A 14,667-nucleotide genomic window follows, 5' to 3' on the forward strand; every position below is an offset into this window, starting at 1 on the left:
CGCAGATTATCCAGAGTCGCTCTTAGACATTTGCAACGCTTGACCGCCAATAAAGATCACAAGAGCAATGACCAACGCCGCGATGAACAAATAGCGTATAAAATTTCCAATCGTCATCGGCTCGTCTTCTTGCGCGGTTGTTTTAATTTCGGGTTTTTTAACCAGAATTTTCTTGGGTGGAGGCTTTACGGACTCTCCGGCAACGATGCGCCCACCTGTTCCATCGGCTTTCTTCTCAAGCTTCTTTCTTTCCGTTTCAGTTAAGCCTGAAATACCCACGGACATTCTTTTTCTTTGAGGGGCGACGTAGCGGCCGCCATTACTCGCTCTAAAGAAGCCCCCATTGCCACCATTATCCAAGGCGATTTCTACAACCTTACCGCCGCCTTGCGAGTTCCCACCGGTTTCGACACCGGAAGAGGGACGGCGTCCTCGGTTCATATAAGAACCGCCACGACGAGAGGATGATCCCGCATATGTTCCACCAGAACCGCCGCTGCCGCCATCAGAAGAACTGCTTGAGCTTGAATTATTCTTTGAGGATGAGCCGTCGCCGGAAGAACCATTGCCATTTCCACTGCCCGGTGGTCTTCCATTCGCCAAAGTTCCCGGCTGAAATTTTTTATCGCATTCAGAATCTTCATCAACAGCCGATGGTGTGTCGCTGCCAAGAGTTGGAAGCTCGCCGTACTCAAGAAGACAGGCGACGTATTTTCCCATGTAGTTATCAACGAATTGCCCAAACGGTTTAAAGATCTGATTTGCCAACATCAAAATCAGAGAAACAGTAATAACCAACATCAGAACGTATTCGATGACGGCCTGACCTTGTTTATTCCCAAGTCTAGAAGTAAATTGAGATTTCTTCACTCGTACGAGCATTTAGGTCATAATACAACATATGATGACTGGACTGAATTTCAATCGCTCCTTATTTATCCTCTTCTTGGCTTTTGTCTCATATTCATACACTCCCCAGGCTTTAGGCCAGAGTAAGGATGAATTCTCTCTGTTCGAAAAAGAACTCGATGCAAACTCTTCTGCGGAGGTAAAACCTTCATCGGCGCCGAAGCCTACCGAGAAAAAGAGTTCGCCTCCGGCGAAAGCCGTTTCTGCTCCGGCCGCGAAGACCACGCCAGCTCCGTCACCTACACCAGCACCCGCAGCTAAGACGACCCCGTCCCCAACTAAAGAATCTCCAGCACCAGCAAGTCCCGCGGCTCCAGTGCAAACCACACCCGCTCCGGTTGATGCGAAAGTCCCAGAAACAGTGGCGGCTACCGTATCTACAACTTCCGCCGAAGAAACTTCAGATCAAAAGATTGAACGCCTAAAAAAGGAAATCCGCAGCGGTCCTAAAAATGGCGCTTTGATCGTCCAACTAGCAGAAGAATTTTACAAAAAAGAAGACTACGAAAAAGCGACTCTGCTTCTGTGGAAACACGTCGATAAAATTGATCGCAAAGGCTTAGTGCTTTTGGCGAAGGCCCATGAAAAACGCAAAGAACCCAACGAGATGTTGCGTGCTTTGAATGTGCTTATCGGAAAAGACGAAAAAGATTTTGAAGCTTACTCACTCATGGGTAACGCCTATGTCATGAGCCGCAAAACCAAAGACGCGATGGAAAGCTATAAAAAGGCCACCGAACTGAATCCGCAGTATGAGCCGGCTTACGATGGGTTGATCGACCTTTACGAAAAGCGAGAGCCGCCAAATCTTTATGAGTTGCGCATCCTTTATCAAGACATGGTCCAAAATATCGGACCACGTCCTCAGTATCTGCGTAAACTTTGCGAAATCAATACGATGGATGCCACCTATGAGCCGGCAGTTCATGCCTGCAATGAAGCCATTCGTAAAGACCCTAAAGTCGCTGATGGTTACGTTTACCTGGGTATTAGCCAGAAGGCCTTAGGTGAAGACGATGTGGCTTTAAAAACGCTCAAGAAAGCTTCTAAAGACTTCCCGAAGTCAGAGCTGGCGCAATATCAGTATGGAAAGCTCTTAGAAGATCAGAAGAACTATGTCGATGCGATGAAACAGTATAAAGCCGGCACAGAGGCAGATCCTCAGGCGGCTCGCTCTTGGTTGGGGCTTGCGACTTCGTCGTTTGAAATTCGCAAATTTGATTTAGCTTTGATCGCGTTTAAGAACGCCTGCAAGTATGACAAAAAAAATGCCGTGGCCTTTAGAAAAGCCACGACAATTTTAAGAAACCAGAAGAACTCTCAATGGATCGGAAAGTTTGAAGACGCTTCCGAAACTTGCACGTTCTAATTTTCGGTGACGATACCACCTAGAAGATCGTATTCCATACTATCGGTGATGTGAACTTTAACCATGTCACCGACTTGTGCTTCACCTTCATTGATAAGAACAACTCCATCGATGTCCGGAGCTTGACCCCAGAAACGGCCTTGCAATAACAAGTCAGTCTCTTCACTGAAGCCTTCTACGATCACGTCGATAGTTTTACCCACAAAATCCGCGTGTTTTTCGCGAGAAATATTTTGCTGAATTTCCATTAAAGCATCGTGACGGAACTGTTTTGTTTCTTCATCAATTTGATTTTCCATGCGGCCGCCCGGAGTGTTCTCTTCTGGAGAATACTTAAAGCAACCAACGCGGTCGAATTGTTGTTCAGCTACGAATTGCAAAAGTTCTTCGAACTGTTCTTGAGTTTCACCTGGGAAACCTACGATAAATTGCGTGCGGATCACAGCTTCTGGGATGTGCTCACGGATATTCATCAAAGCCGTTTCGACTTCATCACGAGTCATCTTACGGTTCATACTCTTAAGAACAGCGTCATTGATGTGCTGTAAAGGCATGTCGAAGTACTTCACGATCTTTTTGCTGTTTTTGATCACTTGAACCATCTCAGGAGTGATTCCATCTGGATACAAATACATCAAACGGATCCATTGAAGACCTTCAACTTGATCCAAAGCTTTCAGCAACTCGACCGGGCTTTCTTTGCGAGTTGGATCTTTACGACGGATATCCCAACCGTAGTCTGTGAAGTCATGGCTGATAATGATGAGTTCTTTAACTCCACCTGCGACTAAAAGTTTTGCTTCAGCGACGATAGCATCAATCGAACGAGATTGAAGGTTTCCGCGAATCAAAGGAATCGCACAGAAAGCACAACGCTTCATGCAACCTTCAGAAATTTTCAAATAAGCACGGTGACCCGGTTGAGAGTTCACGCGCGGAGTTGCTTCTTCTTGAAGATAAGTAGGAAGGTTGAAGAAAGTTTTCTTTGTGTCGCCCGCATCGGAATTTTTTAGGATCTTAGCGATATTTTGGAATTCACCCGAACCTACGAAAAGATCTGCTTCCGGCAAACCTTCAACAAGGTCGTCTTTATAACGCTGAGTTAAGCAACCTGCGACAACGACTTTTTTAATTTTGCCTTCTTGCTTAAGGTCACTCATATCCAAAATTCTTTGGATGGATTCTTTTTTTGAATCTTCGATGAAACCACAAGTGTTTACGATCACCGTGTCCGCTTCTTCAGCTTCGCCAACAACTTGGTAGCCGTCCTTCATCAAAGTACCGGCCATGATCTCACTGTCGACAAGATTCTTTGGACAACCTAAAGAGATAAAATGAACTTTGTTGTTTTGAGTTGTCTCTTGTTTCATAGATCCGTCACCTGTGCACCTTTAGGCGGTTGGTATTTAAATAAACTTTTCTTTTCTTTTTTCTTAAACTCGATGTCCGAAAACTTCAGTGTCGTCAGATTTCCGATATCGTCTTTATAAGAAATCTCGTTCAGCGTGCTGTCTTTCGGGTTTATCACGACTTGCATCGACTTCACCGTCAGATCATCGTACAGCGGGGTTACATCGAGCTTCACAAGGTCGCCCGCTTTTTCTTCCTTCTGAACTTTAAAGTTCTTTTCTAAATCCGTTCCCAGAAGCGAAGAAATTAAAATATGCGACCTGGTTTTTTTATCGACTTTACCTTTAGCTACTTGAACAGGTCCGCCGAATTCTTTTGGAGGAGTTTGCTCACTCCAAATCGTCGAACCATCGAAAACCAAAAGAGTTTGTTCTGGATTTGTGTTTTCCCAGCGGAACTTGCCGTTCGCTAAAAAGATTTTTCCTTCGTGCTTTGTTTCTTTGCCCAAAAGTTCTGACTTCACAGACTTTTCCACGCTCATTTCCACAAGCTTGGCGTTACGATATTTCTTAGAAACTTTTTGAAGAGTCCCATTTCCCGTTGCCGCAAAAACACCCCAGGAAAAGGTCATTAGGAAAAACAAGATACTGATTCTTTTAAACATTCGCGATTTATAGCAGATGTCTGGACGCTCCGCAAGAGAGCCTCCTATGAGCTAGGACCCAAACCTCAAAATGAGCTGGGCAGCCTAGTGCTATGTGAGCCGCCCTCGCTGTAGCCCCTGTAGTTAAGACATCATCGGCAAAAACCCAGAGCGTCTCAGGCGCAAAGTCCACAGGGCTTGTAGAATTTTCACGAAGCTTCATCTCTATCAGGGCCCTCTCCGCCCGGTCCGCTCCGCGCTGGTGATGCTTTGAAGTCTTCTCTAGGCAGGGGTGAAAACCCGCCCCTAAGGCCTTCGAAATCCCTTGGGCCCAAGCGTACGAATGATCCTTTTGATCTCTGCGTTTGGCAGGGGCCGGGACGACTTGAACGGGTCGTCTAAGAGAGACTAGAGGTAACGTTTTCCGAACGAAATCTTGCGCATAATAGCTCCAAGCCTCTTCGTTGTTCGTTCCCTTTAGCGATAAAACAAGTTGGGAAAGAATGTCGCTTCTTCCGGGATCCCAGTTGTAATGAGCCCGCGCCTGAAAAGGTGGAAGTAGAATCGGGGTTGCTTGCTCCCACCGATCTAATTTTAGAGCACAATATCTACAAAACCGCCCCTTAGTAACCAAGAAGGATCCGCAATTCAGACAGCACGACAGGTGTTTCTTAAATAAATTAAATGTTGGATTCATCACAGTGCTTCTACTGCAAATTCTTTGACAGCTTTTGCGGCCAGGCCTAGAAAATGACTAGAGGGGAAATCATGAAACTTTTTGCTCTGATTCTTACTTTGGGTCTTTCACTTCAAACCTTCGCAGCTCACCGTGGTCTTTCGCCAGTTCGCAGGGCAGGTGAAACTTACCAACAAGCTCGTGACCGCCATTTCTTTAATTGGAATTTTAAAATCCCTTCTCCATTCCCATCGCCATTTGATGATCATCAAGAAGAGATGTCTTTTGGCTCACCAGTGGATAGATATAAAAAGCCTTTGAAGAATTTAGATCTTAGCGAAATTCCCGATGTGGGCTCTTACGCGGATCTAGAACGTGAATTCAAATATGTTCGCGACTCCCGTTTCATTCAAACAGACGATCCATCATTTCCTCGCCGCTTAACATGGATGTATCCAGATGATGGCTGTTACGCTCGTGCGGAAATGGCGAAGATTGAATTGGTTGAACACAATTTCCCTGCGCCTAAAAAGATTTTTGTGTTCGGAAATCTGCACGCAATCACGAAGAACTCCCCAACGGGAGATGTTATGTGGTGGTATCACGTGGCAGTGACTTACAGAGTGGGTAACGAAGCCTACGTTTTTGACCCAGCGATTGAACCAACACGTCCGTTGAAACTGACAGAATGGAATGACAAAGTCGGCGGCACTCGCTCGAACGTTCAATACTCCATTTGCCACAAAGATACGTTTGACCCTTCCCAAGACTGTGTGAAACCGCACGCATTGACTGAGCAGGAAGCGTTGAGCGAACAGGTTTCTTTCTTAGAATACGAATGGGACCGCGTGAAAGACTTGGGTCGTGATCCTTACAAGGAACTGGGTGAATTCCCACCTTGGTCTGTAGTTCACTAGATATTGTGGTACGGAATTTTTTTGATGATCGTAAAGGCGCGGTAGATTTGCTCTAAGCTCATCGCCTGCGCCATTAAGTGATTCATCACCATGGGCGACAGCGCCACCTTCAGATCGGCTCTTTTTCGGACGTCTTCGTTAACACCAAACGCCCCACCAATAATAAAAATAGAGCGCTTTTTGGAACTTCCCAGAATGTTTTCGATTTTTTTAGAAAACTGAATGGAGTCAAAGGCTGATCCGCGCTCATCAAAAAGAACGACGAAATCGTCGCTATTGATATTCTTAAGAATGAGTTCGGATTCTTCGTTGCGTTTAAAATCAGCATCTTCACGAGCGGATTTTTTTGCTTTCAGACTTTGAATTTCAAAGGGAATAAAGAAAGAGATCTTCTTTTTGTACAACTCGCTGACCTCATCAGCCCATGCCTCTTTGGCCGTCGCGAGATTGTACAAAATGAATTTCATAGATTACTGAGCCTCGCCCTTACCCAAGTAAGGATCTTTGAAGCCGAGGTCTTTGCCTTCTCTCCAAAGGTTTTCAAGGCTGTATTCCTGACGAACGAAATCATAGAAGATGTGAACGATCAAAGAACCGTAGTCCACAAGAACCCAGCGTCCTTCGTCGATACCTTCCACACTTTGTGGATGCACGTTGTATTCTTCTTTTACCGCCATCACGATGTTTTCAGCCATAGCCGCTGCGTGACGAGTGGAAGTACCTGAAGCAATCAAAGTGTATTCGCTTGGAGCTGCAATTCCCGTTAAGTCAAAGCCACGGACGTTGATGCCTTTCTTAGCGAACAAGACGTTCGCGCAGAATTCAGAGAACTTTTTAAAGTCCCCGATACGGTCACCCAAGTTACGATAAAGCTTGTGATCTTTGATGTAAGATTCAACAGCTAGCGGAAGATATTTTTCGACCGGTTTACCCGTGCGCAACCACTTACGAAGCTCACTTGCAGAAATTTCGATATCACGCAAAGTGATGAACTGAATATTACGGCCGGTATTCAACTCGATAAAGTTGAAATCAAAATCTGAAACCATCGGCTTTAAGTAGCCTGGCATTTCATCTAAAGATTCTGGAGTTTCGTAACCAGGACGAGTCGTAACCACCAAGTTCACTTCAGAAAGAAGCTTTTGATAGTCTTTCCATTGAGAAAGCTCTTCAAACTTATCCGCGCCGACAACCAAATAAAGATCGTTAGCGTCGTAAGTTTTACGAAGATTCAAAACTGTATCAATCGTGTAGCTCATGCCACCACGCTTGATTTCTTGATCGTCTACGAAGTAAGTCTCGCCGTATTGTTCAAAGGCTAGGCGAGTTAGTTCCAAACGTTGTTCTGCTGTTGGACCCTCAACCGGAGTTTTCAAAGGGTTTTGAGCCGCAGGAACGATGTGAACTTTTTGAAGGCCGACTTTTTTCGCTACTGTTTGAATAGCGTTGATGTGGCCCATATGCGGAGGATTAAAACTTCCACCAAAAATACCTATTTTCATTATTCTTCTTCCTCTTGCATGATTTGACGAGCAAGTTCTTGAATAAATTCTTTGATATTTTTGCCCGTCACTGCCGAGATTGCATAAGGCTCTTGGCCCGAAATATCTTTGAACTTATTCTTAAGTTTCATCAGTTGTGTTTCGCTTAATGTGTCGATCTTGTTGAGCACAACAAACTGAGGACGCGTGGCTAGAGGGAAGAATCCTTCTTTGTCTTCGTTGTTGGTGTCGTACATCTTAAGCTCATTATTAATATCTAAATAATCTTCCACTGGATCACGCCCCGACATACCGGAAGCATCAATCAAGTGAATGAAAAGACGCGTGCGTTCGATGTGCTTTAGGAATTGAATTCCTAAACCAACGCCTTCGTGCGCGCCCTTCACTAATCCTGGGATATCCGCAACGACGAATGACGTGTAGTCACCGGCTTTGACGACACCCAAGTTCGGAGTCAAAGTTGTAAAAGGATAATCCGCAATCTTCGGACGAGCCGCAGAGATGCGCGAAATCAAAGTGGACTTTCCAGCATTTGGAAAACCAATGATTCCCACGTCGGCGATCAATTTCAACTCAAGCTTAACTTCAATCTCTTCACCGTCTTCGCCAGGTTGTGCGTAGTCCGGAGCTTGATTCACACTTGTTTTGAAAAACTCGTTACCCATTCCGCCACGTCCGCCTTTAAGCAAAACGTACTCAGAAATTCCCGTCATATCGACGATGATTTCGCCTTCAAGAGTACGAATCACTGTTCCTTCTGGAACAATCATCACCAGGTCTTCACCATTGTGACCGGATTTTTGTCGACCCATGCCCATCTGGCCATTTTGAGCCGCATATCTTTTGTTCTGACGAATATCGACAAGAGAATTGATATGTTTAGATGTACGGATAATGACGTCGCCGCCTTTTCCGCCGTTACCACCATCAGGACCACCGCGTGGCATAAGCGATTCACGGCGATAGCTGACGCAACCAGGGCCGCCTCGGCCTGACGCAAGAGATATTTTTACTTCATCGATAAACTTCATATAGCACCAACGGTCACGGCTGTATCACAGATTCACTGAGAAGGGCATGCCAGAGTAAGGACATTGAAAGCGTTATAGGGGGAAAAGACGAGGGGCGAGGCCCAAACAGAAAAAGGAGCCAGTTTGAAGTGGCTCCTTTTCAGTATGAAAAATTCTTGATGCTTATCCGAACTGGTTTAATCGAAACGATTAAACAGCTTTTGGATAAACGCTAATTTTGAAACGTTCTTTAGAGAAACGTTCAAACTTAACAAGACCTTCGATAACAGAATAGATCGTGTAGTCACGACCCATTTTAACATTGTTACCCAAGTGGAATTTTGTTCCACGTTGACGAACAATGATTGTTCCTGGAAGAACTTTTTCACCACCGAAGCGTTTTACACCTAAGCGTTTACTCTGTGAATCACGACCGTTCTTTGTACTACCACCGGCTTTTTTACTTGCCATGACTAACCTCTCTTAAGAATTAAAAATTATGCTTTCTTAGAAGTTTTCTTAGCTGCTTTTTTCTTAGCGCCAGTTGCTTTTTTTGCAGTCTTTTTAACTGCTTTCTTAGCAACTTTCTTTTTCGCTACTTTTTTAGCCGCTTTTTTAACAACTTCTGCAGTTCCTTTGTTCGCTGCACGCTCTTTACGAGCTGCTACGCGAGCTTGTGCTTTTTCTGCACGAACTGCTGCTACGTCTACTACTTTTGCAGATTCATCTGTTTTCGCAGTTTTACCGTCGAAAGAGATCGCCTTAACAAAAAGCTCTGTGAACTCTTGTTTGTGAGTTGCGAACTTTCTGTAACCTTGACGACGCTTCTTTTTGAAGACGATTTGTTTTCTTGTTTTAGCTTGTTTTGTAACTACAACAGTTACTTTCGCGCCTTTTACAAGAGGTTGACCAACAGCAGTGGACTCACCACCAACCATCAAAACTTCGTTGATTTCAAACTCTGCGCCAAGTGCTTGCTCAAGCTTATCTACTTGAAGAACGTCACCAGCTTGAACCTTATATTGCTTACCGCCTGTACGAATAATCGCGTACATGAAATACCTCCAGCTACCCGAATTAAGCCAATGGTAAATGCCACCTCGCACTAGGTTTTGTCAACCTAATACATGCTATTTTTTTCAGCTTTAAAAGGGAGAAAAAGAGAATAGCTTTCGCCCCCCTTAAATGCAAATCTTTGTTGCAGATTTTTAGAGGGGTCCAGGGTTAAAAGAAAAGCCTGTTTTTTCAGCAGCTTAGCTAAGATTAGGGCTTCAAAAGTTCACGCTTAATCGCGTCGCTTAGTTGAACCTTAGGGCTGTTTACAAGAGCTTTAATCATCTCCATGTGATCTTTATATGCCTTCTCAGTCCCCGCTGTACGAGTTCTGGCGGCAATAACGCGGAGCTCATCTTTTTCTCTGCGCAAAGACTCAAAGATCACTTCGGCCTTCTCGCTGCTGTTTCTGATGGCACTTTTGCTTTCCAGGAAATATTCCGCAGCTTTATCGTAACGGCCGGCATGAGCATTAATGCTTGAGCCTACCAAATAGTCCCTTTCGGACTTCTGCACTTTTGCATCTTTCAAATAGACTTCGTAGGAATCCGCCGACTCTTTATACTTCTTCGTCGCCTCTTCTACTTTGTTGGATGTGCGAAGCTTGTCGGCCTCAAGCCGTGTTTGGTTAAAGTACACACGTGCTTTATAACTATCTCCATACATCCCGGCGATTCCCTGGCGCATCAGCTGATTGCGTTCAACGTCGGAAAAGCCTGCCGCCTTTAAAAGATCTGCTTTCTGTTTTAAATCGGCTGCAGAATAAGTTCCGTAACCGCGCCCAGTGTCTGAAGCGATTTCGTGAGCCTTCACTAAGGCTTCTTTTTGCTCAGCCGTCAAAACACGCCCTAAGGATTTTTCTGCTTCAGCAATACGTTCCGCATTTGAAAGCTTTGCCATTTTTGCTAGGTCAACAGCAGCCTCACCGGCCTTGCTAGCAACTGCGGTTTCTTTTGCCGCTAATCCACCCGCTTGCAGAAGTTTCGCAAGCTTTGGAGCCTTCGCTAAGACATTCACGGCTTTTCCGGGGCTTACGACAGAAAGAACACCGTAACAGAGCATCTCGGCTTGCGCTTCATTATTAAAGCACGCAAGCTTCACGCCTTGTTTTTCCAGGTACTGCTTTCCTTTTTCTAAAAGATTTAAAGAGACCTCAGACATTTTCTTTAGATCAGCGTCGCTCAGCGAACCGTCTCGACGCATTCTCCACAAGGCCAGTGGTGCTAAGATAGGGTTAGAGAACATGACAGCGTTTGAATATGTTTTGATTGATGAATCAAACGTGCTCGAACGGCACTCAGGGCTGTTCCAGCATTCACGAATGTTGGCGGCTCCCTTGCCGGCTAAATCCGGAATCGACGAAAGAGCTTCCCAAAAATCTTTACCTACTTCGACAGCGCCGGAAAAACATCCTTTCAACTGATCAATGGGTCTCATTAATCCTGAATCACAAACCGCGCCCGGTGAGCAAGAACGAATAGAGGACGCTACTTCAGGATCAGACTTCGCCAGGTTTTCACAGCCTGCAAGCTTTTGCTCGGCCTTACACATTTCAGACGCTAGCTTTAAAGGCTCAGGAATTCGTTCACAATCTCCTAAAAATTTTGAACATGACAAACTGATGTCGGCAGAAAGCACCGACAATGGAAAAAGCAAAGTTAGAATAAGGAGTTGAATCGCCTTCATGAACATTACATCGGCATTTGATGGTGGTTCTAAACAGCTTTTATGGAATAACTAGGGGCCCTGGGTAACAAGGTCTAGGCTAGGAGGTACTGCTGCGCGTGATGCAATCTCTAAAAAGAAATTCTAGGGTTATTGAAAACAGAATGAGGTGTTCTCGATGAAGAAGGTTGGGGAATTTCTGAAAAAATCTCGCGAGGCTAGGAATCTTTCTCAGGGAGATGTTTCCACCCACCTCGGCTACAACACCCCTCAGTTCATCTCAAATTGGGAACGCGGTCTTTCTCTTCCCCCCGTCACCACTCTAAAAAGCCTCGCAAAACTTTACAAAATTAATGCTGACGAACTTTTTCAAATGATTTTGGAAGAGCATCTTGAACAGACAGCAGAATCTCTTCGCCAAAAATTTGAGGAAGAGAATCTAAAATATTCTAAACAAAGAAAATCTCGTACTGCTCTAAGTGGTAGTTAGGTTCGATTTTGAAGGCCACTGAGCGCCCGAGTTTTTTCTCGATGCTTTCAAGGCTTTCGCCTTCAACTTCATAAATCCAATCCACGACACCGCTGTGACAATGAATGACGACATTGGTTTTCTTATTGATAAGCATGTCGGCATCACGCTCTAGTTCGCGGAAGATTTCATTCGCTACTGTGGATTTACGTTTAATATAACCTTTTCCATCACAGTAAGAGCAAGGCTCACACAAGGTCTTAATAAGACTTGGACGAATGCGCTTACGAGTCATCTCTACAAGACCCAACTGAGACATAGAAACGATGTTTGTGCGTGCGCGATCGCGCCCTAATTCTTCGGCCAAAGCTTCTAAAACTTTTTCGCGGTGAGATTCTTTTTCCATATCGATGAAATCGATGATGATGATACCGCCGCAGTTACGAATGCGCAGTTGGTGCGCCGTCTCGCGAACCGCTTCCAGATTGGTTTTTAAGATGGTGTCTTCAAGATCTTTTTTCCCGACGAACTTACCCGTATTCACGTCAATGACTACGAGTGCTTCGGCTTCATCAATCACGATGTAACCGCCGGACTTTAACCAGATCTTTCTTTCCATCGAGCGAGAAATTTCAATATCAATGTCGTACAAATCAAAAAGAGGTTTTTGTTCTTCGTAAAGTACGATGTTTTGTTTGTACTTAGGCATGAACTGAGAAACGAACTTCACAACTTTTTTGTGAATTTCGATATTATCAACCCACACGCTGGTGACATCTTCAGACATCAAATCACGAAGCGCACGCAGCTCGACATCAAGTTCGGTGTGAACCATGCCTGGTGTTTTTTTCTTTTCATAGTTTTTGAAAATTTCTTTACTAAGACGATCTAAGTATTCGATGTCCGCTTTCAACATCTCTTCAGAGGCGCCCTCGCCTGCGGTACGTACGATCACACCCCCGGAAGGATTGATTTTTTGTACCAGCTTACGCAGGCGTTCACGTTCTGTCTCATCTTCAATACGGCGAGAAATTCCTAAGTGGCGTACAGTCGGCAAAAACACGACGAAACGACCTGGCAAAGACAGATGCGTCGTCAAGCGCGCACCTTTTGTTCCCAAGGGATCTTTAGCTACCTGAACTAAAATGGACTGACCTTCTTTTAATAAATCCTGAATAGGAGTTTTATTTTGATGTGAAGGAAGTTTGTCGTCATCCCCTTCCATTTCCAAGGGTTCCTCACGATCAACATCAGACAAGAAGTTGTCGTCCACGTCTTCACGGATATCGCCGACATAAAGAAAGGCCGCTTTTTCTAAGCCGATATCCACGAAGGCTGCCTGCATTCCAGGAAGAACTCTTAGTACGGTCCCGCGATGAATCGACCCGACCAAGGTCGGCGAAGTTTTACGTTCAATTTTTAAATCAGAAAGAATGCCGCCATCGACATAGGCCACACGAGTTTCTTGAGGTCTCACATTGATGAGAATTTCAGCTGACACAACAACCTCCTACCCTAGTTCATTAGTCCAGAAACAAGACCGAGAGCAAATAATATTTAATATTGAAACACATCTGACCGAAAAGATCATGGAAATAGAGCCTTTACCGGAGATTACGATGGCAACAATTGATGAACTGTTCAAACTCATGGTGGAACAAGGAGCCTCCGACTTGCACATTACAAGCGGCGCACCTCCGTATTTGCGTCTCCATGGAAACATGATTCCGTTGAACTATCGCGAATTGACGAACCAAGACGTACAAGGTTTGCTCTTCGAGATTCTTTCTGAGAAGCAGAAAAAAGCCTTCGTCGAAAAATGGGAACTGGATTTTGCCTACACCCTTTCAGGCATCGGACGTTTTCGTTGCAATATCTTTATGCAAAGAAAAGGTCTTGGCGCCGTTATGCGTATCATTCCAGAAAAAATCAAAACGGCACAAGAATTGGGTTTACCTCCAGCAGTGATGGACATGATCGATTGCGATCGTGGTTTGATTCTAGTTACCGGCCCTACGGGTTCGGGTAAATCAACAACGCTCGCTGCGATGATCCATCAGATCAACGCCACTCGTGAAGCGCATATCATCACGGTGGAAGACCCGATCGAGTTCGTACATCCCAACTTAAAAGCCTTGGTGAATCAACGTGAAGTTGGAAGTCACACGAAAAGTTTCGCGAACGCCTTGAAAGCGGCTCTGCGTGAAGACCCAGATATCTTGCTTGTCGGTGAGTTGCGTGACTTAGAAACTATTTCGTTAGCCTTGACGGCTGCAGAAACAGGTCACATCGTGTTTGGTACTCTTCACACGAACAGTGCCGCTAAAACTGTCGATCGTATCATTGACGTTTTCCCTGCGGGTCAACAACAACAAATCCGTACAATGCTTGCGGAAAGTTTGCGTGGAGTCGTCGCGCAAACACTTTTCTCGCGCGCCGATGGACAAGGCCGTGTGGCCGCTTACGAAATCATGCGTAATACAAAAGCCATCTCGAACTTGATTCGTGAAGGTAAAGTCCATCAAATCCCTTCAGCCATGCAAACGGGCTCAAGTCAGGGTATGGTGCTTTTCGAAAAATACATCGAAGACTTGGTTCGCAAAGGAAAGGTTTCTGCAGCCGATGCAAAAACTTTCTTGGGTCAAGCTGGCGGTGGCGATACAACGATTCAAGGAACTATGGCGGGAGGCTCTGCCCCACGCACCAAAGTTGGCTAATTAGAAATCGTACGAAAATTGAACTATTGAGGGAGCCTTGGCAAGATTTGCCAGGGCTCTTCTGCTTTTGAGTTCTTGATCAAAGACATTGGAATAATCATAAGTTTTGGCAGCTGGGCGCGAGGAGTCATAAACAACATATCCCAAACCAGCCGCAAATCCGATCAAAGCTCCGGTCGTGATATTGTCGGTGTGCTCTTCGGGTTCACCATAAAATGAGAGAGTGCTTAGCCCCAGGATCGCTCCGCCCAGACTGGAAAACAAAACAGTCGCAATACTTCTTTTCACCGTTCTGTCTGCTTGCGCAAAAGAGGCAGAGGAAGTGAACAAAATCACGGCTGTTAGTAAAACTGAGGTCCACTTCTGTAGTGTCATGATTGCCTCCTG

At 45.1% G+C, this 14,667-nt stretch carries 15 protein-coding genes; 4 read left to right on the forward strand and 11 right to left on the reverse strand.

Annotated features, from left to right (window positions below; all coding sequences use genetic code 11):
- Nucleotides 1-6: 6 nt before the first annotated feature.
- Nucleotides 7-870, reverse strand: a complete 864-nt coding sequence (locus tag ACLWBD_RS17320; protein ID WP_413569106.1) for a hypothetical protein — start codon at nt 868-870, stop codon at nt 7-9.
- Between the two features lie 31 nt (nt 871-901).
- On the opposite strand from ACLWBD_RS17320, the gene ACLWBD_RS17325 reads away from it, so the two are divergent.
- Nucleotides 902-2,278 carry a tetratricopeptide repeat protein gene (locus tag ACLWBD_RS17325; protein ID WP_413569107.1) on the forward strand — a complete coding sequence of 459 codons (1,377 nt, stop codon included), beginning with the start codon at nt 902-904 and terminating at the stop codon, nt 2,276-2,278.
- Here ACLWBD_RS17325 and rimO read toward each other — a convergent pair.
- Complete coding sequence (rimO, locus tag ACLWBD_RS17330) at nt 2,275-3,648, reverse strand: 30S ribosomal protein S12 methylthiotransferase RimO (protein WP_063205639.1); 1,374 nt, start codon at nt 3,646-3,648, stop codon at nt 2,275-2,277. The genes ACLWBD_RS17325 and rimO overlap by 4 nt on opposite strands.
- Nucleotides 3,645-4,292: a LolA family protein gene (locus ACLWBD_RS17335; protein ID WP_413569108.1), complete on the reverse strand. Its 648-nt coding sequence runs from the start codon at nt 4,290-4,292 to the stop codon at nt 3,645-3,647. Before ACLWBD_RS17335 ends, rimO begins: the two co-directional genes overlap by 4 nt.
- Nucleotides 4,293-5,039: 747 nt before the next feature.
- On the opposite strand from ACLWBD_RS17335, the gene ACLWBD_RS17340 reads away from it, so the two are divergent.
- Entirely contained in the window at nt 5,040-5,864 is an 825-nt protein-coding gene (locus ACLWBD_RS17340; protein WP_063205645.1) for a protein-glutamine glutaminase family protein, read from the forward strand.
- On the opposite strand, the gene ACLWBD_RS17345 is transcribed toward ACLWBD_RS17340, so the two are convergent.
- The 6 genes from ACLWBD_RS17345 to ACLWBD_RS17370 form a co-directional block, all read right to left on the reverse strand.
- The gene (locus tag ACLWBD_RS17345) at nt 5,861-6,331 is read right to left on the reverse strand and encodes a 23S rRNA (pseudouridine(1915)-N(3))-methyltransferase RlmH (protein ID WP_063205647.1); all 471 of its coding nucleotides are present in this window, start codon (nt 6,329-6,331) and stop codon (nt 5,861-5,863) included. The genes ACLWBD_RS17340 and ACLWBD_RS17345 overlap by 4 nt on opposite strands.
- A gap of 3 nt (nt 6,332-6,334) precedes the next feature.
- Nucleotides 6,335-7,366 carry a nicotinate (nicotinamide) nucleotide adenylyltransferase gene (nadD, locus tag ACLWBD_RS17350; protein WP_063205649.1) on the reverse strand — a complete coding sequence of 344 codons (1,032 nt, stop codon included), beginning with the start codon at nt 7,364-7,366 and terminating at the stop codon, nt 6,335-6,337.
- On the reverse strand, nt 7,366-8,397 hold the full coding sequence (gene obgE / locus ACLWBD_RS17355) for a GTPase ObgE (protein WP_063205651.1): 1,032 nt from the start codon (nt 8,395-8,397) through the stop codon (nt 7,366-7,368). The genes nadD and obgE overlap by 1 nt, the downstream gene beginning before the upstream one ends.
- A 189-nt stretch (nt 8,398-8,586) precedes the next feature.
- Entirely contained in the window at nt 8,587-8,847 is a 261-nt protein-coding gene (rpmA, locus tag ACLWBD_RS17360) for a 50S ribosomal protein L27 (protein WP_063205653.1), read from the reverse strand.
- Between the two features lie 26 nt (nt 8,848-8,873).
- The gene (gene rplU / locus ACLWBD_RS17365; protein WP_063205655.1) at nt 8,874-9,431 is read right to left on the reverse strand and encodes a 50S ribosomal protein L21; all 558 of its coding nucleotides are present in this window, start codon (nt 9,429-9,431) and stop codon (nt 8,874-8,876) included.
- Between the two features lie 208 nt (nt 9,432-9,639).
- Complete coding sequence (locus ACLWBD_RS17370; protein ID WP_413569109.1) at nt 9,640-11,115, reverse strand: hypothetical protein; 1,476 nt, start codon at nt 11,113-11,115, stop codon at nt 9,640-9,642.
- A gap of 157 nt (nt 11,116-11,272) precedes the next feature.
- Here ACLWBD_RS17370 and ACLWBD_RS17375 point away from each other — a divergent pair, with 157 nt between their 5' ends.
- Nucleotides 11,273-11,584: a helix-turn-helix domain-containing protein gene (locus ACLWBD_RS17375; RefSeq protein WP_063242565.1), complete on the forward strand. Its 312-nt coding sequence runs from the start codon at nt 11,273-11,275 to the stop codon at nt 11,582-11,584.
- Here the strand turns inward: ACLWBD_RS17375 and ACLWBD_RS17380 are convergent.
- Nucleotides 11,544-13,064 (reverse strand): Rne/Rng family ribonuclease, encoded by a 1,521-nt coding sequence (locus tag ACLWBD_RS17380; protein ID WP_063205659.1) that lies wholly within the window; start codon nt 13,062-13,064, stop codon nt 11,544-11,546. The two genes, ACLWBD_RS17375 and ACLWBD_RS17380, sit on opposite strands and share 41 nt — an antisense overlap.
- Before the next feature lie 118 nt (nt 13,065-13,182).
- Between ACLWBD_RS17380 and ACLWBD_RS17385 the strand changes: the two genes are divergently transcribed.
- Complete coding sequence (locus ACLWBD_RS17385; protein ID WP_063242669.1) at nt 13,183-14,280, forward strand: type IV pilus twitching motility protein PilT; 1,098 nt, start codon at nt 13,183-13,185, stop codon at nt 14,278-14,280.
- On the opposite strand, the gene ACLWBD_RS17390 is transcribed toward ACLWBD_RS17385, so the two are convergent.
- The gene (locus tag ACLWBD_RS17390; protein WP_063205663.1) at nt 14,281-14,655 is read right to left on the reverse strand and encodes a hypothetical protein; all 375 of its coding nucleotides are present in this window, start codon (nt 14,653-14,655) and stop codon (nt 14,281-14,283) included.
- Nucleotides 14,656-14,667: the final 12 nt, after the last annotated feature.

Origin of the sequence: Bdellovibrio sp. HCB117 (assembly GCF_047305915.1) — a bacterium.
GTDB classification, from domain to species: domain Bacteria; phylum Bdellovibrionota; class Bdellovibrionia; order Bdellovibrionales; family Bdellovibrionaceae; genus Bdellovibrio; species Bdellovibrio bacteriovorus_B.